Source organism: Streptomyces sp. NPDC050658, assembly GCF_044457025.1.
Taxonomy (GTDB): Bacteria; Actinomycetota; Actinomycetes; order Streptomycetales; family Streptomycetaceae; genus Streptomyces.
Genome location: NZ_JBITGM010000003.1, coordinates 864355 through 886897 on the forward strand (window position 1 = coordinate 864355; position 22543 = coordinate 886897).

Genomic DNA, 22543 nt, shown 5'->3' on the forward strand with positions numbered 1-22543 from the left:
CCCTGGGCCCGGAAAAGATCTTCCCGCTCGGGCCATGACCAAGTCAATCCTCGGGTTTCCTTGGGCTGACCCAAGCTGTAGCTTCACCCTCCATGACCCTCGACGACCTCCGCGTCTTCGCCGCCGTCTGCCGGACCGGCAGCCTCAGCGCGGTGGCCCGCGAACTCGCCTGTACGCAGTCGGCGGTGAGCCAGCACATCAAGCGGCTCGAGCGGGAGACCGGCATCGCCCTCCTCGAACGGCGCCCTCGCGGTGTCGTGCCCACCGCGGCCGGTCAGCTCCTGCACACCGCGGTGGCAGGCGGTCTCGGCGACATCGACCACGCCCTGCTCCGGCTGCGGGAGCTGGTGCACGGCGAGTCGGGTTCGGTGCGTGTCACCACCGGTGCCACCACCGTGCGGCACTTCATGTCGGGCGCAGTCGTCGCGTTCCGGCGCCGATTCCCCGACGTCAGCCTGGAGTTCCGGACCACGCACTCCAGCCGCGACTGCTTCGACGCCCTGCTCACCGGCGGTCTCGACCTCGCCTGGATCACCCTCGGCGAGCCGGTGCGCGGCATCGAGCAGCGGCCCGTCATCGAACTGCCCTGGGTGCTTGCCGTCGCCGCCGACGATCCGCTGGCCGCCAAGTCCCGTATCGGCGTGGCCGATCTGGCGGGCGCCCGGCTCATCGGCCTTCCGGAGAACGCCACTTCGCGCTCCCGCCTTGACACCTGGCTGGCCCAGCGCGGCATCCGTACGACGTCCGACACGAGCGTCGCCGACTGGGACACGGCCATCCTGCTGGCGGAACTCGGCCTCGGCCACGCCGTCGTACCGGACCTGCCGGGCTGGCACGGCCCCGCCCACGCCGGTCTGCGGCTGATCCCGATACCCGAACTCCCCACGTTGTGGACCGGCTGGGCGGTACGCCGCTGGGACGCGCTGTCGCCGCTGGCCAGGGCCTTCGCGGAGACGGTGGAGGAGGACTGCCGTGAGACGTTCCCCGCGCGGGCGGCAGACTCCCTGACGTAGCGTCATGACGTCCTCATCTCACAGGACTTGAGCCCACAGCCCCGCCTCAAGGCGCCGACCGAGACCCACCTCCGGCCAGGCGCCTTCCGTACGTCGTGCACCTCACCCCGCCCCGGCACATGTGACTGACATCACAGTGCGACGGCTCACATCCTCAGGTCATCATATGACCCGATCGCCGAGTCCCGGCGAGACGGAGCACAGCGAGACGAGGACGGGCATGAACGACCAGGACAGGCCGGCGCGGCCACGCGTCGGCGTGGTGGGGCTCGGGGCCATGGGGCTCGGCATGGCGCGCAGCCTGCGGAGCGCGGGCTTCGACGTGGGCGTGCACGATCTGCGCCCCGAGGTGGCCGCCGACTTCGCCGCGGAGGGCGGCACGGCCTACGCCTCGGCCGGTGAACTCGCCGCCTCGGTCGACGTGCTGGTCGGTGTCGTGGTCAACGCGGCGCAGGTCGAGTCGGTCCTGTTCGGCGCCGACGGCGCGGCCGAGCGGCTGCGGCAAGGCTCCGTCTACGTCATGTGCTCCACCGCCGACCCCGACTGGTCCGCCGGTCTTGAGCAGCGGCTCGCGGAGCGCGGGGTGCACTACCTGGACGCGCCCATCTCCGGCGGCTCCGCGCGAGCCGCCAAGGGCGAGCTGACCATGATGACCTCGGGCGCCCCGGCGGCGTACGCGATCGCGGATCCGGTGCTCGAGGCGATGAGCAGCACGGTGTACCGCCTGGGCGACGCGGCCGGGACCGGCTCCCAGGTCAAGATCGTCAATCAGCTGCTCGCGGGCGTGCACATCGCGGCAGCCGCCGAGGCGATGGCCCTGGGCATCAAGGCCGGTGTGCCCGCCGACGCGCTGTACGAGGTCATCACGCACAGCGCCGGGAACTCGTGGATGTTCGAGAACCGTATGGCGCACGTACTCGCCGGGGACTACACGCCGCTGTCCGCGGTCGACATCTTCGTCAAGGACCTGGGGCTCGTGCTCGACGCGGCCCGTCCGCAGAGGTTCCCGCTGCCGCTGGCGGCCACCGCCCATCAGATGTTCCTCCAGGCGTCGGCCTCCGGTCTGGGGGCCGAGGACGACAGCGCGGTGATCAAGATCTTCCCGGGGATCGACCTGCCCGAGCCCGAGCAGAAGGAGGTCTGACCGATGGGAATCCGGCTCGGCTGCATCGCCGACGACTTCACCGGGGCCACGGACCTGGCCAACAACCTCGTACGTGCGGGCATGCGCGTGGTCCAGCTCATCGACGTACCACCGGGCGATCCCGAAGGGCCCCTCGACACGGACGCCGTCGTCATCGCGCTCAAGTCGCGCACCACCCCGGCGGCCGACGCCGTCGCGGCGTCGCTGCGCGCGCTCGACTGGCTGCGGGCGGCGGGCGCGGAGCAGATCTACTTCAAGTACTGCTCGACCTTCGACTCGACGCCCGCAGGAAACATCGGGCCCGTCACCGAGGCCCTGATGGACGCGCTCGGCACCGACTTCACCGTGGCGACGCCCGCGTTCCCGGACAACGGGCGCACCGTCTTCAAGGGACATCTCTTCGTCGGCGACGTCCTGCTCGGCGAGAGCGGCATGCGGCATCACCCGCTGACTCCGATGACCGACTCCAACCTGGTGTCCGTACTCGGCGCGCAGAGCACGCGCCCCGTCGGCCTCATCGACCACACGGTGGTCGCCGCCGGTCGGGAGGCGATCCGGGAGCGCGTCGAGGTGCTGCGCAAAGAGGGGGTCGGCGCGGCGATCGTGGACGCGGTGTCCAACAACGATCTCGTGCGGCTCGGTGCGGCGGTCAAGGGGCTGCCGCTGGTGACCGCAGGTTCGGGTCTGGCGATCGGCCTGCCCGCGAACTGGGGGTTCGAGCCGTCGCCCGCGGCGGCCCGACTGCCCGCGCCCGGCGGGCACCGGGCCATCGTGTCCGGGTCGGTGTCCAGTGCCACCAACGGTCAGGTCCTGGAGTTCCTGCGTTCCGGGCGCCCCGCGTTCAGCGTGGATCCGCTGCGGATCGCGGCCGGTGAGGACGTGGCGGGGCAGGCGCTGGCCTTCGCCGCCTCGCGGCTGGCCGACGGTCCGGTCCTCGTCTACTCCACCGAGGCACCGGACGCCGTGCGCGACGTACAGGGCAGGCTCGGTGCCGCCGAGGCCGGTGAGCTCGTCGAGCGGACCCTGGCCCGCGTCGCGCAGGGGCTCGTGGACCTCGGGGTGCGGCAGCTCGTCGTGGCCGGCGGCGAGACCTCCGGCGCGGTCGTCCAGGCACTCGGCCTCACCGGGCTGCGCATCGGGCCGCAGATCGACCCCGGAGTGCCGTGGTGCGCGGCGCCGCTCCCCGGCGGGGACACGCTGCACATCACGCTGAAGTCCGGCAACTTCGGCGGGCCCGAGTTCTTCACCGCCGCCTTCGCCCACCTCGACGGAGACCGCGCATGACCGGGCCGTCGAGCGCCGCCGTGGACGCGGCCCGCGCCGAGATCGTCCGCGTGGGGACCAGTCTGTTCGCCCGTGGGTACGTCCATGCCAGCGCCGGCAACATCAGCGCGCGGGTCGCCGACTCCCACCTGATCACGCCCACCGACGCGGCCCTCGGCTTCCTCGATCCCGCGCGCCTCGCCCTGGTGGACGCCGGCGGCGAGCAGCTCGCGGGGGACCGCGCCAGCAAGACCCTGACGCTGCACCGCCGCATCTACGCCGCCGACCCCACGGCACGGTTCGTCGTGCACACCCACTCCACGCATCTGGTCGCGCTCACCCTGGCCGGCGTGTGGCAGCAGGACGACGTGCTCCCGCCCCTCACGCCGTACTACGTCATGAAGGTCGGGCACGTCCCGCTCATCCCCTACCACCGGCCCGGCGACCCGCGCGTCGCCGACCTGGTGACCGGCCACATCGCTGATCGCGCGGCACACCGCACCCCGATCAGGGCCGTCCTGCTCGACCGGCTCGGTCCCGTGGTCTGGGGCCCCGACGCCGCATCCGCTCTGGCCGTCCTCGAAGAACTCGAGGAAACGGCGCGCCTCTGGCTCCTGACCGACCGTCGCCCCGAGCCGCTCCCCTCCCCCGCTCTCGACGAACTGAAGGCCGTGTTCGGCGCCGCTTGGTGACCGCGCACCGCCCGTCGGAGAATCCCCTGAGCCGCAGTAAGGATTCCGCATGTCCACGTCCACGACGACGGCCGAGGCCCCCGACCTCGCCCGCGAGAACGCCGTGTTCCGCAAGGTCGTCCTCCGTATCGTCCCCTTCTTGGTCCTCTGTTACGTCTTCTCCTACCTGGACCGCGTCAACGTCGGCTTCGCCAAGCTGCAGATGTCCGACGACCTGGGCCTGAGTGAGGCGGCCTACGGACTCGGCGCCGGTCTGTTCTTCATCGGCTACTTCCTCTTCGAGGTGCCGTCGAACCTGATGCTGCAGCGCATCGGGGCCCGCACCTGGATCGCCCGGATCATGATCACCTGGGGTCTGGTCTCCGGGGCGTTCATGTTCGTCACCAACGAGGCCACGTTCTACGTGCTGCGCTTCCTGCTCGGCGCCGCGGAGGCCGGGTTCTATCCGGGCGTGATCCTCTACTGCACGTACTGGTTCCCCTCGCACCGGCGGGCCCGCGTCATCGCGATGTTCATGTCGGCGATCCCCGTGGCCGGCATCTTCGGCAACCCGCTCTCCGGCTGGATCATGGACACCTTCGACGGGACGAACGGCTGGCACGGCTGGCAGTGGATGTTCCTGCTCGAGGCGATCCCGGCGCTGCTCATCGGTGTCGCCACGCTGTTCTACCTGGACAACGGCGTGCGCAGCGCCAAGTGGCTGACCGACGAGGAGAAGGACGTCGTCGAGGCGGCGATCGCCAAGGACACCGCGCACCAGAAGCACGGCAAGGTCTGGGACGGCTTCCGGGACCCCAAGGTGTGGCTGATGTGCCTCATCTACTTCTGCTTCGTGATGGGCCAGTACGCGCTGACGTTCTGGATGCCCACCTTCGTCGAGTCGACCGGCATCGACGACACCCTCACCATCGGTGTGCTCAGCGCCGTGCCGTTCGTGGCCGCGCTGATCGCGATGAACCTCTTCGGCCGGTCCGCGGACAAGCGCCGTGAGCGCCGCTGGCACCTGGTGATCCCGAGCCTGATGGGCGCGCTCGGCTTCTCTCTGGCCGCCGCCTGGAGCGGCTCCACGGTGCTCTCCCTGGTCGCGCTCTCGTTCGCCGCGGCCGGCGTGCTGACCTGTGCCCCGCTGTTCTGGTCGCTGCCGACGGCGTTCCTCGGCGGCACGGCCGCCGCGGCGGGTCTCGCCGTGATCAACTCGGTGGGCAACCTGGCCGGTTTCGTCAGCCCGTACATGATCGGCGCGCTGAAGGACTCCACCGGCTCGACCTCCATCCCGATGTACGTCCTCGCCCTCAGCCTGGTGGTCGGCGCGGCCGCCGTGCTCACCACGAAGAAGCAGGTCGTCAACCGATGACCGGGACTGGACCTGGCCACCCCGGCCCCGGCCCCACCACAGGAGCAAGCATGCCGAGGTTCGCCGCGAACCTGTCCATGATGTACACCGAGCACGACTTCCCCGACCGCTTCGCCGCGGCGTCGGCGGACGGCTTCGAGGCCGTCGAATACCTCTTCCCGTACGACCATGAGCCCGCCGCGCTGCGGCGCCTGCTCGACGACCACGGCCTGCGGCAGGTGCTGTTCAACGCGCCGCCCGGCGACTGGGACGCCGGAGAGCGCGGCATCGCCTCGCTGCCGGGCCGCGAGGCCGAGTTCCGCTCGGGCGTCGACCGGGCACTGGAGTACGCGGCGGCGCTCGACTGCCCCCGCGTCCATGTGATGGCCGGTCTCGTCCCGCAGGACGCGACGGCCTCCCACCGCGACACCTACCTGGCCAATCTCGCCTGGGCCGCGCCGCGGGCCGCCACCACGGGCGTCGACCTGCTGATCGAGCCGATCAACGGCCGTGACATGCCGGGCTACTTCCTGCACCGGCAGGACGAGGCGCACGCGATCCTGCGGGAGGTCGGCGCCCCCAATCTCAAGGTGCAGCTGGACCTGTACCACTGCCAGATCGTGGAGGGCGACCTCACCACGACCCTGCGCCGGGACCTGCCCACCCGCCGCGTGGGACATCTGCAGATCGCGGGCGTGCCCGACCGCCACGAGCCCGACCGGGGCGAACTGGCCGTCCAGTACCTGTTCGACGTCATCGACGAGCTGGGCTTCGACGGGTGGATCGGCTGCGAGTACCGGCCGCGCGCCGGTACGAGCGAGGGGCTCGGCTGGCTGAAGGAGTACCGAGAACTCATGACCGGCCGAGCCGAGACCGCATGAACCACCGAGAACGCATGAACCACCAAGAGCCCTTGAACCATCGAGGAGACAGCGCATGAGGATCGTCATCACGGGTGGCTTCGGCTTCCTGGGGCGGCAGGTCGCCGAAACCCTGCTCGAACGGCGGGCCCTGTGCGGCGCGCCCATCGACCGTCTGGTCCTCGCCGACCGGTTCGTCCCGGACGGGTCGCCCCTGGCCGCCGACCCGTTGGTCGACGTCGTACAAGGCGATCTGGGCGAGCACCTGGACGAGATCTTCGCGCGGCCGGTGGACGTCCTGATCCATCTGGCGTCCGCGGTCTCGGCGGAGTGCGAGGCCGACTTCGACCTCGGTATGGGCGCCAACCTGGACACCACGCGCGCGCTGCTCGACGCGGCCCGCGCGCAGTCGGCGGCGGGCGGGCCGCTGCCCCGGGTGGTGTTCTCCAGCAGCGTCGCGGTCTACGGCTCCGACGCCGCGCTGCAACTGCCGCCCGTGGTCAGCGAGTCGACGCTGCCGACGCCGCAGTCGAGCTACGGGACGCAGAAGCGGGTGTGCGAGATGCTCGTCGCCGAGTACACCCGGCGCGGGTTCATCGACGGGCGCGTGGCGCGTCTGATGACGGTGTCGGTGCGGCCAGGCAAGCCGAACGCGGCCGCGTCCGGGTTCCTGTCCGGCATCATCCGCGAGCCGCTCGCGGGCCTTCCGGCGGTCTGCCCGGTCAGCCCCGACCTGAGGGTCGCCCTGGCATCGCCGCGGCGGACCGTCGAGGGCATCCTGCGCATCGCCGAGGCCGAGCGCGGCAGCGGTCCCGGAGCGCTCGACGGGGGGCTTCCGGTGAACCTGCCGGCGCTGACGGTCACGGTCGCCGAGATGCTGGAGACGCTGCGCCGGGTGGCCGGCGACGCCGTCGCCGATCTGGTGACGGTCGACCCCGACCCCGCCGTGGAGGCGATCGTCGGTTCGTGGCCCGCCGCGTTCGACAACACGCGGGCCACGGCGCTCGGCCTGCGGCCCGACGACAGCTTCGAGTCGGTCGTACGGGCGTACGCCGAGGACCACCCCGAGGCCGTGGCCGCCGGTGCGCTGCCCGCGGCCGGGGCGGGCGGGGCCTGACGGATAGACTGACGAGCATGTTCTCCAAGGTGAGTGGCCCCGTACGGCTCGCGGACCGGGTCGCCGCGATCCTCGCGGAGGAGATCGAGTCCGGCCGCATCGCCGAGGGCGACAAGCTGCCGACCGAGGTCGAGTTGGTGAAGCAACTGGGCGTCAGCCGCACGGTGATCCGCGAGGCCGTGTCGCGGCTGCGCAACGCGGGCCTCGTCGAACCGCGGCAGGGCCGGGGCGTGTTCGTCATGCCCCGGCGCACCCGCCCGCTCGACCTCGAGGCGGAGGCGGCGGGCACCAAGGCCGACACGAAGGCCAAGGTGCTGCAGATCGTGGAGGTCCGCCGCGCCATGGAGGGCGAGGCGGCCTCCCTGGCGGCGACGCGCGCCACTGCGCAGGACGTCTCACGGATGCGGCAGTCCCTGGCCGCGATCGACGAGGCGGTCGAGTCCGGCGGCGACGGCGTGGACGAGGACCTGGCATTCCACCAGTCCATCGCGGAGTCGACCGGCAACGCGGTGATGGTCTCCACCGTCCGCTACCTGGGCGAGGTCCTCCGCGGCGGCATCCGCGTCACCCGTGCCAACGAGGCCCGCCGCGACGACTTCATCGAGGCGGTCCGGGTTGAGCACCACGCGATCCTGGCAGCCATCGAATCCGGCGACGCCGGAGCGGCCCGCGCCGCGGTACGCCGCCACCTGAAGCACGCGGCGTCCCGCCTCCAGGACGCGGACGACGGGTTCTGGACGGAGACGGACGACCTGGAGGTCGACCTGGACGCGCGCTGAGGCGCGCCCCGGCAGGCCCCGGCCGCGCCTCGCGTCATCAGTCGGGCCCCGGCTGCCTCCCCGCCACGGGATACGGCACGAACGTGCTGGTGTTCTCGTCGATCGCCAGGCGGCGGTCCAACGGGGGTACCGCCCGTTGCGGGCAGTCCGTGCGTTCGCAGAGGCGGCAGCCCATGCCGATGGGGACGGCGGACGACTCGCTGTCTAGGTCCAGGCCGTCGGAGTAGACGAGGCGGGCCGCGTGGCGGATCTCGCAGCCGAGGCCGATCGCGAAGGTCTTGCCGGGTTCGCCCCAGCCGCCCCGGTGCCGGGAGACGGCGCGGGCGGTCCACAGGTAGCGTCGGCCGTCCGGCATCGCGGCGACCTGGACGTGGATGCGGCCGGGCGCGGCGAACGCCTCGTACACGTTCCACAGTGGGCAGGTGCCGCCCGCCCGGGAGAAGTGGAACGCCGTCGCGGACTGGCGTTTGGACATGTTGCCCGCCCTGTCGACGCGGACGAACGAGAAGGGCACGCCCCGCAGCCGGGGGCGCTGCAGTGTGCTGAGTCGGTGGCAGATCGTCTCGTAGCCGAGGCCGAAGTGGTCGGTGAGGCGCTCGATGTCGTACCGGAACTCCTCGGCGGCCGCGTGGAAGCGGCGGTAGGGCAGGATCAGCGCGGCGGCGAAGTAGTTGGCGATGCCGATGCGGGCCAGCGGCCAGGCCGCCGAGTCCTCGTCGAAGTCCTCCGAGGCCAGGGCGGAGACGTCGTCGGCGTATTCGAGGAGTGCCAGCTGGGTGGCCATCCGGAACGCCTGCTGGCCGGGGCGGAGCCGGCCGGACAGGTGGAGCACCCTCGCCGTCGGGTCGTAGTGGTGCAGATGCCGGTCGGAGTCCGTCGTGATGCGTACGCCGTGCCGCTCGGCCAGGCGGGCGGACAGGGCGCGGACGACTTCACCGGGGCGTACGCCGATCTCGCGTGCGAACTCCTCTGCGGCGAGGTCGATGTCGTGCAGGTAGTTCTGGCGCCGGTAGAAGAACTCGCGGATCTCCTCGTGCGCAGAGCGGGGCTGTGCCGCCGTGCCCGGACCGCGTCCCTCCGCCGCTTCCGAGAGCTGCTCGGTCAGATGCTGGTTGCGGCGGCCGAGGTCCACCAGGAGTGTCGCCACGGCCGGCATGCGGGAGGCCAGGTCCGAGAGGTCGGAGGCCGACACCCGGCCTGCGGAGACCTCTCCGGTCAGCGCGTCCCGCAGATCGGCGACCAGCCTGCCGGTGTCGCGCTCGGAGAAGAAGCCGGGGTCGACGCCGAACGCCTCGGTCAGGCGCAGCAGGACCGGCACGGTCAGCGGGCGGGAGTCGTGCTCCATCTGGTTCAGATAGCTCGGCGAGATGGCGAGGGTGCGCGCCAGGTCCGCCTGGCTCATGCGCCGTTCCTCCCGCAGCCGGCGCAGGCGTGCTCCCGCGTACGTCTTGCTCATCGCGGACTCCCCTCCCGTGACGATCTTCGGCACTGAGGCGATCGTAGCGACTTCTGCGCCCTCTCCGGGGTTAACAGAGTTGGCAATACGGCGGAGAAAGATTCGCAGAAGTTGGCATCTTGGCCTGCTTGTTGGCACTGAGTGCCGATGTCAGAGTCGTACCGCGGCCCGGCAACATTGCTCAGTCTGATCCCTTCAGGCGCCGGCGGGCCGCACCTCACGATCTGTCCGGCACTCCGTGCCAGGCATTCGCATACTTCACGACTCCCCGGGAGACGACAGTCATGGCACAGGCAGGGACGACTACGGCAACGGCAACAGCGACGGCCGAGGAACTGGCCCGGCGGTGGGCCACCGACGCCCGGTGGCACGGCATCGAGCGCACCTACTCCGCCGAGGACGTGGTCCGGCTCTCCGGCAGTGTCCGTGAGGAGCACACCCTGGCCCGGCGCGGCGCCGAGCGGCTGTGGCGGCAACTGCACGAGCAGGACTACATCCACGCGCTCGGCGCGCTCACCGGCGGCCAGGCGGTGCAGCAGGTGAAGGCCGGCCTGCAGGCGATCTACCTCTCCGGCTGGCAGGTCGCCGCCGACGCCAACCAGGCCGGGCACACCTACCCCGACCAGTCCCTCTACCCGGCCAACTCGGTGCCCCAGGTGGTCCGCCGCATCAACAACGCGCTGCTGCGGGCGGACCAGATCGCCACGAGCGAGGGCGACACGTCCGTGGACTGGCTCGCGCCCGTCGTCGCCGACGCGGAAGCCGGCTTCGGCGGACCGCTGAACGCCTTCGAGCTGACGAAGGCGATGATCGCCGCCGGCGCGGCGGGCATCCACTACGAGGACCAGCTCGCCTCGGAGAAGAAGTGCGGCCACCTCGGCGGCAAGGTCCTGGTGCCGACCGCCCAGCACATCCGTACCCTCAACGCGGCCCGGCTCGCCGCCGACATCGCCGACGTACCGACGCTGATCGTGGCCCGCACGGACGCGCTCGCCGCGAACCTGCTGACCAGCGACGTCGACGAGCGCGACGCCCGGTTCGTCACCGGCGAGCGCACGGCGGAGGGCTTCTACCGGGTGCACAACGGCATGGCGCCCGTCATCGCCCGCGGCCTTGCCTACGCCCCGTACGCGGATCTCATCTGGGTCGAGACCGGCACCCCGGACCTCGCGCAGGCCCGCGAGTTCGCCGAGGCGATCCACGCCGAGCACCCCGACCAGATGCTCGCCTACAACTGCTCGCCGTCGTTCAACTGGCGTGCCGCCCTCGACGACGACCAGATCGCCAAGTTCCAGCGGGAGCTGGGTGCGATGGGCTACCGCTTCCAGTTCATCACCCTGGCCGGGTTCCACTCCCTCAACCACGGCATGTTCGACCTGGCGCGCGGCTACGCGGAGCACGGGATGACGGCCTATGTGGACCTCCAGGAGCGGGAGTTCGCCGCGCAGGAGCACGGATTCACCGCGGTGCGGCATCAGCGGGAGGTCGGCACCGGCTACTTCGACCTGGTCTCGACCGCCGTCAACCCCGCTTCCTCCACGACGGCGCTTGCCGGGTCCACCGAAGAGGAGCAGTTCCACTAGTCCGCCGACCCCGCCCATCCGCCGCCGGGCCCCGGCCACGGGGCCCGCTCCCGCCCAGGAGACCCGCATGTCCCTCTCCGCACCGGCCGGCAGCCGAGTCCGGGTGCTCGGCCCGCCGGCCGCCCGGCACGACGAGATACTCACCCCCGAAGCCCTGGAGTTCATCGGCCGGCTCGTCGACGCCTTCGCGGACCGCCGGCTCGACCTCCTCAAGGAGCGGGCGCGGGTGAGCGCCCGGCTCGCGTCCGGCTCCCCGCTGGACTTCTCCGTCGCCACTTCCCGCATCCGCGCCGACGCCGACTGGCGGGTGGCGCCCCCGGCCCCCGGTCTGACCGACCGCCGCGTGGAGATCACCGGACCGCCGGAGCGCGCCATGGCGGTCAACGCACTCAACTCGGGCGCCCAGGTGTGGATGGCGGACTTCGAGGACGCCACCTCCCCCACCTGGGAGAACATCGTCGGCGGTCAGCTCAGCCTGCTCGACGCGATCGAGCGCAGGATCGACTTCACCACTCCGGAGGGCAAGCGGTACCGGCTCGGCGAGCGGCTCGCGACCATCGTCGTCCGGCCGCGCGGCTGGCATCTGACGGAGGAACACCTGGAGTTCGACGGCTGTCCGGCGCCCGCGTCGCTCGTCGACTTCGGCCTCTACTTCTTCCACTGCGCCCGGCGGCAGATCGACGCGGGACACGGCCCGTACTTCTACCTGCCGAAGCTCGAGAACCGTGACGAGGCACGGCTCTGGAACGACGTCTTCGTCCTCGCCCAGGAACTCATCGGCATCCCCCGCGGCACGATCCGGGCCACGGTCCTGATCGAGACGATCACGGCGGCGTTCGCCATGGAGGAGATCCTCTACGAGCTGCGCGAGCACAGCTCGGGGCTCAACGCCGGGCGCTGGGACTATCTCTTCAGTGTCATCAAGACGTTCGGGCACCGCACCGACTTCCTGCTGCCCGACCGTGCGATGGTCACCATGACGGCCCCGTTCATGCGCGCGTACACCGATCTCCTCGTCCGCACCTGCCACCGGCGCGGCGCCCACGCCATCGGCGGCATGGCGGCCCAGGTGCCGGTCAGGGACCCGGAGGCCCGGCAGGCCGCGCTCGCGAAGGTGCGGCTGGACAAGGAACGCGAGGCGGAGGACGGCTTCGACGGCTCCTGGGTCGCCCATCCCGCGCTCGTCCCCGTCTGCCGCGAGGTGTTCGACGGGGTGCTCGGCGCCCGACCGCACCAGCTCGACCGGAAGCGCGACGACGTCGAGGTGACGGCGGCCCAACTCCTGTCCGTCCGCCGCGTCAGCGCACCGCCCACCCCCGAAGGCATCCGCACCAACATCGCCGTCGCGCTGCGCTACTTCGCCGCATGGCTGCGCGGCCGGGGCGCCGTCGCCCTCGACGGCCTGATGGAGGACGCCGCGACGGCCGAGATCGCCCGCGTGCAGATCTGGCAGTGGCTGCGGCACCAGGCCGTCGACCACGCGACCGTCCGGGAAGTCCTGGACGAGGAGATCGCCGCCCTGGGCGCGGAGTATCCCTGGGCCGCCGTCGACGAGGTCCGCGCGCTCTTCGAACGTACCGCCCTGGCACGGGAGTTGCCCGCCTTCTTCACCACCGACGCCTACGCCCGCCACCTCGTGCGCGGCACGGCGGGAGCGTCATGAAGAGCTCGGAGGGACAGTCATGAGGAGCACAGCCATCCGCCGGGTCGGCATCGTGGGCGGCGGCCAGATGGGCGCCGGGATCGCCGAGGTGTGCGCCCGCGCGGGCCTCGACACCGTGGTCTGCGAGGCGGACGGCGCGGCTGCCCGTGCGGCCCGCGAACGGGTCGCCGTCTCCCTCGAACGAGCCGTGCAGCGCGGCAAGTTGGACCGCATCTCCGCCGAGGACGCGCTGGCCCGCATGGTGTTCACCGGCAGCCTCGACGATCTGGCCGACCGGCAGCTCGTCATCGAGGCGGTCGTCGAGGACACGGTGGCGAAGACGGAGGTGTTCGCCACGCTGGACAAGGTCGTCGAGGACCCCGAGGCGATCCTCGCCACCAACACCTCGTCCCTTCCCGTCATGCGGCTCGGGATGGCCACCCGGCGTGCCGATCACGTCGTCGGGCTGCACTTCTTCAACCCCGTCCCCGTGCTGCCACTGGTCGAGGTCGTCTCCTCGCTGCACACGGCGGCGCGGACCGTCGCCACCGTGCGGGACTTCGCCGAGCACACCCTCGGCAAGACGGTCGTACGCTCCCAGGACCGCGCGGGCTTCGTCGTCAACGCCCTGCTCGTGCCCTATCTCCTCTCGGCGATCCGGATGACGGAGTCCGGCTTCGCGAGCGCCGCCGACGTGGACGCGGGCATGGAGCTGGGCTGCGCCCATCCGATGGGGCCGCTGAAACTGGCCGACCTGATCGGCCTGGACACCGTCGCGTCCATCGCGGAATCCCTCTACGCAGAGTTCAAGGAGCCGTTGTACGCTCCGCCGCCGCTGCTCCAGCGGATGGTGGAGGCGGGACTGCTCGGCCGGAAGAGCGGCCGGGGGTTCCACACCTACGACCGGGGCTGAGGGGCTCGGGTCACTGCCGCCGGGCTGAGGGGCCTGCGGCTGCCGGGGAGGGGCGCGGAACAGGGTGGTGAGCTGTTCCGCGCCTCTTCGGCGCATTCCGGGCGCTTTACGCCCGCAGCCAGTCCCGCACCGCACGAGCCGTGCCCGCGATGTCGTCCGTCATCATCGAGCAGTGGTCGCCGGACACCTCCACACAGGCGTCGGCGCCCTTCCACGTGGAGCGCCACTCCTCCTCCGTCAGCACCTCGCCGGGTACTCCGGGCACGCACTGGCTCGGGCGTACGAACAGGGTGGGAGTGTGCACGGGACCGGGCGTCCAGTGCGTGAACTCGTCCATGTAGCGGCGCATCGCGGTGAGGCCCATGACGTCCAGGGCCGCGAAATGCGACCGGCGGTCGAGGACCTCGTAGTTCATGGCGCGCACCAGGCGTTCCGGCATGTCCCCCAGGACGTAGGCGTCGAGCAGCACCAGGGCGGCCGGCGGATTGCCCTCGGCCTCCAGGAGAGATGCCACCGCGTGAGCCATCATGCCGCCGGACGAGTAGCCGACGAGCACGCAGGGCTCGCCGCCCATGTGCCCGCGCACCGCCGCCGCCTGCACCGCGACCATCGTCTCGACGTCGCGCGGCAGCAGTTCACCACCGCCGGCGAAACCGGGCAAGGGCAGTGCGGTGACCTCCCGCGCCCCCTGGTACGCGGAGGCGAAGCCGCCGAACTGCAGGCCGACGGGTACGGGGACGAGCGGGGGCAGACACAGCAGGGCGGGCCCGTCAGCTCCCGAGGCCAGCGGTACCGGCGTCAGCCCCTTCAGCAGCTCCGTCGGGTCATCCGTATCGGTACGCAGTCGCAGGGCGGCCGCGACGAGCTCGTTCGCCTCCGTCCCCCTGCCGTCCGTGCGGGCCTGCTGGAAGAGTCGGCCGAAAGGGTCGCCGGTCTCGGCCCGGTGCGCTGCGGGGGCGGGCGGCTGGGGCGTGGCTTGTCCCATCTCCTCGGCCGATCGGAGCGGCAGTACGGACAGAAGGTGCTCCACCAGGTCGCGCGGCGTCGGGTGCTCGAACACCGTGGCCGCGGAGAGGTCGAGTCCCGTCGCCGTATGGAGCCGATTCCGCATCGCCACCGCGCTCAGCGAGTCGAACCCGGCGTCCCGGAAGGGTCCCTCCGGGGTCAACTCCTGGGTGGTGGTGTGACCAAGGACAGCGGCGGCCTCGGCAAGCACGAAGTCCAGCAGGGCCTGCCGCCGTTGCTCTTCGGGCTGTTGGGGATCCTGCCAGTGGGGCGTTCGCTCCTCGACAGGGGGAAGTGGCCGGGCCGCCTCCTGCGGAGCGGTCACGGTCACGGGGGCTGCGGCACCGGCTGTCGCGACGACTCGATCCCGTAGCCAGTAGCGCTTCCGCCGGAAGGCGTAGGTAGGGAGGTCGACATGGCGCGCCCGTGAGCCCACGGCGCCCTGCACCGTCACCCAGTCGACATCCACTCCGCGTACGAACATCTCGGCTGCTGCACGGATCAGCGCCCCCTGTTCCGCCGACCGCCGACGCAGCGAAGGCACCCAGTGCACGGCCCCCGGATCGGCCACGCACTCGGGCCCCAGGGAACTCAGGGAAGCGTCACCGCCGGCCTCGACGCAGACGTCGGCTCCGGCGTCCGCCAACGCCCGCACCGCTTCGGCGAAGCGCACCGGCTGACGTATCTGACGAACCCAGTACTCCGGGTCGCATACCTCGTGCGGCTCCACGAGACTCCCGGTGACCGTGGATGCCCAGCCGACAGCGGGAGACCGGAACTCCACCGTCGCGAGAACCCGCCGGAATTCATCCGGCATCGGCTCCATCAGCGCCGAGTGAAACGCCTGCGTCACCGCCAACGGCGTGACCTTGCAATGCCGCTCCCGCCACACTTCCGCCAGTCGCTCGATGCTTGCCACACCGCCCGAAACCACCGCAGAGGACGGCCCGTTGACGGCTGCGATCTCCACTCCAGTGGCCGGGGACAGCTCGAATTCGGCGAGCCAGGACACCGCGTCCTCGCCCGCGGGCACCCTTATCGCGGCCATTGAGCCGCCCTGCGGCAGCCGCTGCATCAAGCGTCCGCGGGCGGCCACGAGGCGCGCCGCATCCTGAAGCCCCCACAGCCCGGCAACGTATCCGGCAGCGAACTCCCCCACCGAATGACCGGCCACAAAGGAAGGAGCCACACCCCAGGACTGCCACAGCCGCCACAGCGCCACTTCGAAGGCGAAGAGCGCGGGCTGGGCGAAATCCGTGCGGGCCAGCAGATCCCCCGCCTCGGAGCCCTTCTCGGCGAACATCACGTCCAGCAGCGGGCGGTCGAGGAGGCCGTCCATGGCCGCGCACACGTCGTCCAGTGCCTGCGTGAAGGCCGGGTACGCCGCGTACAACTCCCTTCCCATTCCGGGCGATTGCGTCCCCTGTCCCGGAAACACGAACGCCACCCTGCCCGTCGGCCTTTCGGCCGCGGAGGCCGGGCTTGAGATCACGCCGGGGTTCGGCGTGCCCCTTTCGACCGCGTCCAGGCCGGCGAGCAGGGCCGCCCGGTCCTCCCCCAGCACCACCGCGCGGTGCTCGAAGACCGACCGCGAGGACACCAACGCGCGGGCGACGCCACCGACATCAGCGTCCGCGTCCTCGTCCTTGCCCTTGCCCTTGCCCCCGTCCTCCCTCAGCCTCGCCGACAGCCGTCCTGCCTGCGCCTTCAAAGCCTCAGGAGTGTGACCGCTGATCACCCACGGAACGGCACCGGCCGCTGCGGGGCGCTCCTCGTCGTCCGGGGCGTCATCCGGGGCCTGCTCCAGCACGACATGCGCATTGGTGCCACTGATCCCGAAGGAGGACACGGCCGCCCGTCGGGGTCGGCCCGCTTCCGGCCAGCTCCGGGCCTCGGCCAGCAACTCCACCCCACCCGAGGACCACTCAACGTGAGGTGACGGCTCATCGACGTGCAGCGTGCGCGGCAGAACACGTTCTCGCAGCGCCATCACCATCTTGATGACACCCGCCGCACCCGCGGCCGCCTGGGTGTGACCGATGTTCGACTTCAACGAGCCGAGCCACAACGGCTGTTGGTCCGACGACCGTCGTTTCCCATACGTCGCCAGCAGTGCCTGCGCCTCGATGGGATCGCCCAACGCGGTGCCCGTCCCATGGGCCTCCACCACGTCCACCTCGGCTGCCGCCACACCCGCGTCGGCCAACGCCTGCTGGATCACCCGCTGCTGGGCGGGTCCGTTCGGTGCCGTCAGCCCATTCGAGGCCCCGTCCTGATTGACCGCCGAACCCCGCACCACCGCAAGCACCCGATGTCCATGGCGACGTGCATCCGACAGCCGCTCCACCACCAGCACACCAACGCCCTCGGCCGGACCAAAGCCATCCGCACCCGCCCCGAACGCCTTGCACCGGCCATCCGCCGCCAACCCCCGCTGACGGCTGAACTCCACGAAAGTCGCAGGGGTCGCCATGACCGTCACGCCACCCGCCAGAGCCAGCGAACACTCCCCGCCGCGCAACGCACGTACCGCCAGATGCAAGGCCACCAGCGACGACGAGCACGCCGTGTCGACGGAAACCGCAGGACCTTCGAGGCCGAGCGTGTACGCCACCCGGCCCGACGCCACGCTCCCCGCGCTGCCACTGCCGAGATAGCCTTCGAGATCGGCCAGAGACGGGCCGGCCTCCGGTACGTACGACTGATGCATCACGCCCGTGAAGACGCCGGCCCGAGTGCCCCTCAGCGAGCGGGGGTCGATGCCCGAACGCTCCAGCGCCTCCCACGAGGTCTCCAGGAGCAGCCGCTGCTGCGGGTCCATCGCCAGCGCCTCACGCGGCGAAATGCCGAAGAACCCGGCATCGAATCCCGACGCGTCGTCCAGGAAGCCGCCCGACCGGGCGTAGCTGGTCCCCGGTCGATCCGGATCCTCGTCGAACAGTCCGTCCAGGTCCCAGCCCCGGTCCGAAGGCAGCCCGCCTATCGCGTCCACGCCGTCGGCGACCAGCCGCCACAGCCCTTCCGGGGAGTCCACACCGCCCGGAAGGCGACAGGCCATCCCCACGACCGCAATGGGTTCACGGGCCTTCTCGGCGAGCCTTCGGTTCTCCTCCTTCAACTGCCGGGTCTCTTTCAGAGAGTTCCGCAGTGCGTCGATGAGTTTGCTGTCGGCAGGCGTGTCTGTATGCATCGGGCCCTCGCTCAGGCAATCGTCAGGACGCGGAATCGCCGTACGCCATCTTGATCAGGCTCTCGGCGTCGAGCGTGTCGATGAGGTCGATATCGGCCTCGGTCTCCGTCCCGATGTCGACGGCCTCGGTCTCCGTCCCGATATCAGTGGTCTCGATTTCGTCGGGGCCCAGCAAGGCACCGAGTTCCCCGCACAAATGGACGGTGAGTACGCGTGGACTCGGGTGATCGAAGACCAGCGTCGCCGGCAGCCGCAGCCCCGTCGCCGCGTTGAGGCGGTTGCGGAATTCCACGCCCGTGAGGGAGTCGAAGCCGAGGTCCTTGAACGCCCGGTCCACGTCGATGAGTTGATGACGGCCACCGGAGTGCCCGAGCACCAGGGCGGCCTGGGTCTGCACCAGTTCGAGAACCATGCGCTCGCGCTCGGCGCGGTCCGTCCTGACCAGGCGGTCCCGCAGCGTGTCCGTACCCTGCTCACCGCCCTGCTCGGAACGGGCGGCCGCAGGTACCGCTCCGCGTCGGCGGGGTGTGCGGGCAAGGCGTTCCAGGAGGGGCGGCGCGGTTCCGGCCGCGATCTCGGCCGACAGTCGCGCGGTGTCGAACCGCACCGGCGCCAGCTGGACTTCGGCGGAGGCCATGGCCGCGTCGAAGAGCGCGAGCCCCTCCTCCTCGGTGAGCGGCGCGAGCCCGCCCCGGGAGATCCGGGCGAGGTCCGTGTCCGCCAGGTGGCCGGTCATTCCGCTGCTGTCCGCCCAGAATCCCCAGGCCAGCGAGACGGCACGGACGCCCTCGGCGGCGCTGCGGCTCGCGAAGGCGTCCAGGAACGCACTCGCCGCCGCGTAGTTGCCCTGCCCGGGGCTGCCGACCGTGCCCGCGAAGGACGAGAAGAGCACGAAGGCGTCGAGGTCGAGATGCCGGGTGAGCGCGTGGAGATGGACCGTGCCGTCCACCTTGGGCGCGAACACCCGGTCCAGGTGCCCCGCGTCGAGCGAGGTCACCACCGCGTCGTCGAGCACGCCCGCCGCGTGCACGACCGCCCGCAGCGGGTGCCGAGAGGGGATGCCCGCGACGATGTCCGCCAAGGCCGCCCGGTCGGTCACATCGCAGGCCGCGACGGTCAGCGTCGCCCCGTGCTCGGCCAAGGAGGCCCGCAGTTCGTCCACGCCGGCCGCCGCCGGCCCCTGCCGCCCGGTGAGCAGCAGATGGCGTACACCGTGCACGGCGGCCAGATGCCGGGCGAGTGCCCTGCCCAGTGTGCCGGTGCCGCCGGTGATCAGCACGGTGCCTTCGGGGTCGACGGGGCGCGGCACCGTCAGCACCAGCTTGCCGACATGGCGTGCCTGGCTGAGGAACCGGAAGGCTTCCGGGGCACGGCGTACGTCCCAGGCGGTGGTGGGCAGGGTGCGCAGCTCCCCCGCCGCGACGTGGGCGAGCAGTTCGGCGAACATCGTCCGTATGCGTTCGGGCCCGGCCTCAAGAAGTTCGAAGGCCCGGTAGCGCACGCCGGGATGACCGGCGGTGATCTCCTCCTGAGTGCGTACGTCCGTCTTGCCCAGCTCGATCAGCCGGCCCTCCGGAGCGAGCAGCCGGAGCGAGGCGTCCACGAACTCCCCGGAGAGGGAGTTCAGTACGACGTCCAGACCCCGGCCCCCGGTGGTCTTCCGTACCGCCTCTTCGAACCCGAGGTCCCGCGACGACACGATGTGCGCGTCGTCCAGGCCGAGTGACCGCAGCGTGTCCCACTTGCCGGGGCTGGCGGAGGCGAACACCTCCGCACCCGCGAGCCGCGCCAACTGCACCGCGGCCATGCCGACGCCACCGGCTCCCGCGTGCACGAGCACGGACTCGCCGGGCTGCAGCGCCGCGAGGTCGGTGAGGGCGTACTGCGCGGTGAGGAACACGATGGAGAAGGCCGCCGCGTCGGTGAACGACCACGGCTCGGGGATGCGCGTGAGGAGCCGGCTGTCGGCGACGGCGGTCGGCCCGAAGGAGTCGAGCATGATGCCCATCACGCGTTCGCCGGGGGCGAGTTCGCGTACCTCGGCGCCCACCTCGGTGATCACGCCCGCGGCCTCGCTGCCCAGCGTCGCGTCGAGCGGATACATGTCCAGGGCGATTAGGACGTCACGGAAGTTGAGCCCGGCCGCGCGTACCGCCACGCGCACCTCGTGCGGTGCGAGCGGCCGGTTCACGTCGGCTGTGCAGGGGACGAGCGCGAGTCCGTCCAGGGTGCCCTTGGCCACGCTCTCCAGACGCCAGTCCGCGTCCTCCGGGGCGGGCAGCGGCGCCGCGGCATGGTTCTCGGCGGCGGTCGCCGCCCGCACCAGGCGGGGCACGAGCGGCTCGCCTCCCCGTACGGCCAGTTGCGGATGGCCCGACGCCACGGCCGCGGGCAGGGCCGCCGCCGAGGAAGGGTCGGTGTCGAGGTCGATCAGCTGGAGCGCGTCCGGGTGCTCGGTCTGGGCGGAGCGCACGAGCCCCCAGAGGGCTGCCTGCGCGGGATCTGCCCCGGCCTCGCCCGCGCCCGTGGCCACGGCGTTCCTGGTCACGACCACCAGCCGCGCGCCCGGCCCTCGTTCGAGTGCGAGCCAGGCCTGGATGTCCGTGAGCATCGCGCCCACGTGCGTACGCACACGCTCGGGAAGGTCGGTGTCGTCGTCGACAGGAGCAGCTGCGTAGGGTGCCAGCACCACAGGGTCCGGGTCGGCACCCATGAGTGGTGCGGCGAGCGCGAGCGATTCAAGCGGTCTTACGGAGACACCCGCGTCCCGGAGTGCGGCAGCGCATGCCTCGGACAGGTCGGACGCCGCCTCGTACGGCGTACTCAGCAGGCGCCAGGCGGAGGAGGCCGTCGGCAGGGCGGCGAGGGGTGCGGCGGGTTGCCAGATCACCTGGTGCAGGGAGTCCGGCCGGGTGGCCACCGCTTCCCGCAGCCGGCTCTGCGACACCGGCCTCATCACCACCGCGTCGGCGGTCAGCACCGGGTTCCCGGCCACGTCGCGGGCTTCCAACGTCACACCGTCGGGCCCGGCCGCCGTCAGCCGCACCCGCAGCACGGAGGCACCGACGGCGTGCACGGTCACGCCGGTGAACGAGAACGGCAGCCGGGACGTCTCCGCGTCGGGCAACAGATCCCCGACGACCACCGAGTGCAGCACGGTGTCCAGCAGCGCCGGATGCACCAGATACCGCTCCGCCTGGCCTTCCACCGGCTGCGGCAACCGCACCTCGGCGAAGATCTCGTCGGTCCGCTCCCCGCGCCAGACGGCCTTAAGTCCCCGGAAGGCCGGCCCGTACTCCAGGCCTCCGTCAGCCAGCCGCTCGTACAGACCATCCAGCGCGATCGGCACGGCCCCGGTCGGCGGCCAAGTGGTGGAGGGCTCCAGAGCGGCGGCCTGCTCGGGCACCACCGTGGCACCCGCGTGCCGGGTCCAGGGCTGCTCGACACCGTCCCGGCGGGCGAAGACGTCCAGCTCCTGCCGTCCGCTCTCGTCCGGCGCGCCCACCCGGATCTGTACGTCGATCTCCTCGCCGGCGGGAATCACCAACGGGGTCTGCAGGACCAGCTCCTCGACCCGCGTACACCCCACCTGCTCCCCCGCCCGAGCCGCCATCTCCAGCAGCGCCGTCCCCGGCACCACCACGGTCCCGCCCACCCGGTGCTCCGCCAGCCAGCCGGGACGTGCGGCGGACAACCGCCCCGTCAGTACCGCGCCATCACCGTCGGCCATCTCTACCGCCGCGCCAAGCAGCGGGTGGGCGACGTCGCTCAAGCCGAGGGCGGCCGGGTCCGATACACCGCCCGTCGCTTCCGGTTCGTACCAGTAGCGTCGGCGTTGGAAGGCGTAAGTGGGCAGGTCCACGGGGGTGTTCGGGGTGGTGCCCGTGACCCCCTTCCAGTCGACGGGCAGGCCGCGTACGAACATCTCGGCGGCCGAGGTGAACAGCCGCTCCAGGCCTCCGTCGTCGCGGCGCAGCGTTCCGCCGGCCACCGCGTCCGCGCCGACGGCCGTCGCAGTCTCCTCGACGCCGACAGTCAGGACGGGGTGGGCGCTGCACTCGACGAAGAACCGGAAGCCGTCCTCCAGCAGGCCGCGCACGGCCTCGTCGAACCGCACCTGCCGGCGCAGGTTCCGTACCCAGTACGAGGCATCCAACCGACCCGCCTCCAGCCAGGCCGCCTCCACCGTCGAGAACATCGGGACTTGACCGGCGCGAGGGCTGAGACCGTCGAGTTCCCTCTCCAGACGGTCGGCTATCTGCTCCACCTGCACCGAGTGCGAGGCGTAGTCCACGGGGATACGCCGGACCCGCACCTCCTCGGCCTCACAGGCGGCCACCAGCCCGTCCAACGCCCCAGGCTCACCCGAAACCACCACGGAGGACGGCCCGTTGACCGCAGCCACCGAAATCCGCTCACCCCAGGTGACGAGCCGCTCCCGGACCCGCTCCAGCGGCTCCGCCACCGACACCATCCCACCGAGACCGGCCAACTCCTCACCGATCACCCGGCTGCGGAGCGCAACGACCCGCGCCCCGTCCTCCAAAGACAGC

General features: G+C 71.4%; 14 protein-coding genes. 11 read left to right on the top strand and 3 right to left on the bottom strand.

The features are described from left to right. Positions 1-92 precede the first annotated feature (92 nt). The 8 genes from ACIBKX_RS15490 (at position 93) to ACIBKX_RS15525 (ending at position 8201) form a co-directional block, all read left to right on the top strand. Positions 93-1013 (top strand): LysR family transcriptional regulator, encoded by a 921-nt coding sequence (locus tag ACIBKX_RS15490; RefSeq protein WP_363276169.1) that lies wholly within the window; start codon positions 93-95, stop codon positions 1011-1013. 220 nt (positions 1014-1233) lie between these two features. Continuing rightward, the gene (gene ltnD / locus ACIBKX_RS15495; RefSeq protein WP_363276170.1) at positions 1234-2157 is read left to right on the top strand and encodes an L-threonate dehydrogenase; all 924 of its coding nucleotides are present in this window, start codon (positions 1234-1236) and stop codon (positions 2155-2157) included. A gap of 3 nt (positions 2158-2160) precedes the next feature. Further along, the gene (otnK, locus tag ACIBKX_RS15500) at positions 2161-3441 is read left to right on the top strand and encodes a 3-oxo-tetronate kinase (protein ID WP_363276171.1); all 1281 of its coding nucleotides are present in this window, start codon (positions 2161-2163) and stop codon (positions 3439-3441) included. Next, positions 3438-4112, top strand: a complete 675-nt coding sequence (locus tag ACIBKX_RS15505; protein ID WP_363276172.1) for an aldolase — start codon at positions 3438-3440, stop codon at positions 4110-4112. The genes otnK and ACIBKX_RS15505 overlap by 4 nt, the downstream gene beginning before the upstream one ends. A gap of 49 nt (positions 4113-4161) precedes the next feature. Continuing rightward, complete coding sequence (locus ACIBKX_RS15510; protein WP_363276173.1) at positions 4162-5466, top strand: MFS transporter; 1305 nt, start codon at positions 4162-4164, stop codon at positions 5464-5466. Positions 5467-5516: 50 nt separating this feature from the next. Next, a complete protein-coding gene (gene otnI, locus ACIBKX_RS15515; RefSeq protein WP_363276174.1) occupies positions 5517-6326 on the top strand; it encodes a 2-oxo-tetronate isomerase in 810 nt (269 codons plus the stop codon). Between the two features lie 55 nt (positions 6327-6381). Further along, a complete protein-coding gene (denD, locus tag ACIBKX_RS15520) occupies positions 6382-7422 on the top strand; it encodes a D-erythronate dehydrogenase (RefSeq protein WP_363276175.1) in 1041 nt (346 codons plus the stop codon). A gap of 17 nt (positions 7423-7439) precedes the next feature. Further along, a complete protein-coding gene (locus tag ACIBKX_RS15525; RefSeq protein ID WP_363276176.1) occupies positions 7440-8201 on the top strand; it encodes a FadR/GntR family transcriptional regulator in 762 nt (253 codons plus the stop codon). 37 nt (positions 8202-8238) lie between these two features. Here ACIBKX_RS15525 and ACIBKX_RS15530 read toward each other — a convergent pair whose 3' ends face one another. Continuing rightward, entirely contained in the window at positions 8239-9657 is a 1419-nt protein-coding gene (locus ACIBKX_RS15530; protein WP_363276189.1) for a short-chain fatty acyl-CoA regulator family protein, read from the bottom strand. A gap of 284 nt (positions 9658-9941) precedes the next feature. Here ACIBKX_RS15530 and aceA point away from each other — a divergent pair, with 284 nt between their 5' ends. The 3 genes from aceA (at position 9942) to ACIBKX_RS15545 (ending at position 13795) form a co-directional block, all read left to right on the top strand. Next, positions 9942-11240 carry an isocitrate lyase gene (gene aceA / locus ACIBKX_RS15535; protein ID WP_363276177.1) on the top strand — a complete coding sequence of 433 codons (1299 nt, stop codon included), beginning with the start codon at positions 9942-9944 and terminating at the stop codon, positions 11238-11240. Positions 11241-11307: 67 nt separating this feature from the next. Next, positions 11308-12903, top strand: a complete 1596-nt coding sequence (gene aceB / locus ACIBKX_RS15540) for a malate synthase A (protein ID WP_363276178.1) — start codon at positions 11308-11310, stop codon at positions 12901-12903. 19 nt (positions 12904-12922) lie between these two features. Then, the gene (locus ACIBKX_RS15545) at positions 12923-13795 is read left to right on the top strand and encodes a 3-hydroxybutyryl-CoA dehydrogenase (protein WP_363276179.1); all 873 of its coding nucleotides are present in this window, start codon (positions 12923-12925) and stop codon (positions 13793-13795) included. Positions 13796-13901: 106 nt separating this feature from the next. Here ACIBKX_RS15545 and ACIBKX_RS15550 read toward each other — a convergent pair whose 3' ends face one another. Together ACIBKX_RS15550 and ACIBKX_RS15555 are read right to left on the bottom strand one after the other, a co-directional pair. Further along, on the bottom strand, positions 13902-17990 hold the full coding sequence (locus ACIBKX_RS15550) for a beta-ketoacyl synthase N-terminal-like domain-containing protein (RefSeq protein ID WP_363276180.1): 4089 nt from the start codon (positions 17988-17990) through the stop codon (positions 13902-13904). Positions 17991-18012: 22 nt separating this feature from the next. Next, the gene (locus tag ACIBKX_RS15555; RefSeq protein ID WP_399375790.1) at positions 18013-22536 is read right to left on the bottom strand and encodes an SDR family NAD(P)-dependent oxidoreductase; all 4524 of its coding nucleotides are present in this window, start codon (positions 22534-22536) and stop codon (positions 18013-18015) included. Between the last annotated feature and the right edge of the window lie 7 nt (positions 22537-22543).

What these genes read in the sequence shown, in the direction of transcription:
- denD (WP_363276175.1), top strand. Translation starts at nt 6,382, where the DNA reads ATGAGGATCGTCATCACGGGTGGCTTCGGCTTCCTGGGGCGGCAGGTC.
- ACIBKX_RS15505 (WP_363276172.1), top strand. Translation starts at nt 3,438, where the DNA reads ATGACCGGGCCGTCGAGCGCCGCCGTGGACGCGGCCCGCGCCGAGATC.
- ACIBKX_RS15530 (WP_363276189.1), bottom strand. Translation starts at nt 9,657, where the DNA reads ATGAGCAAGACGTACGCGGGAGCACGCCTGCGCCGGCTGCGGGAGGAA.
- otnI (WP_363276174.1), top strand. Translation starts at nt 5,517, where the DNA reads ATGCCGAGGTTCGCCGCGAACCTGTCCATGATGTACACCGAGCACGAC.
- ACIBKX_RS15490 (WP_363276169.1), top strand. Translation starts at nt 93, where the DNA reads ATGACCCTCGACGACCTCCGCGTCTTCGCCGCCGTCTGCCGGACCGGC.
- aceB (WP_363276178.1), top strand. Translation starts at nt 11,308, where the DNA reads ATGTCCCTCTCCGCACCGGCCGGCAGCCGAGTCCGGGTGCTCGGCCCG.
- otnK (WP_363276171.1), top strand. Translation starts at nt 2,161, where the DNA reads ATGGGAATCCGGCTCGGCTGCATCGCCGACGACTTCACCGGGGCCACG.
- ACIBKX_RS15550 (WP_363276180.1), bottom strand. Translation starts at nt 17,990, where the DNA reads ATGCATACAGACACGCCTGCCGACAGCAAACTCATCGACGCACTGCGG.
- ACIBKX_RS15545 (WP_363276179.1), top strand. Translation starts at nt 12,923, where the DNA reads ATGAGGAGCACAGCCATCCGCCGGGTCGGCATCGTGGGCGGCGGCCAG.
- aceA (WP_363276177.1), top strand. Translation starts at nt 9,942, where the DNA reads ATGGCACAGGCAGGGACGACTACGGCAACGGCAACAGCGACGGCCGAG.
- ACIBKX_RS15510 (WP_363276173.1), top strand. Translation starts at nt 4,162, where the DNA reads ATGTCCACGTCCACGACGACGGCCGAGGCCCCCGACCTCGCCCGCGAG.
- ltnD (WP_363276170.1), top strand. Translation starts at nt 1,234, where the DNA reads ATGAACGACCAGGACAGGCCGGCGCGGCCACGCGTCGGCGTGGTGGGG.
- ACIBKX_RS15525 (WP_363276176.1), top strand. Translation starts at nt 7,440, where the DNA reads ATGTTCTCCAAGGTGAGTGGCCCCGTACGGCTCGCGGACCGGGTCGCC.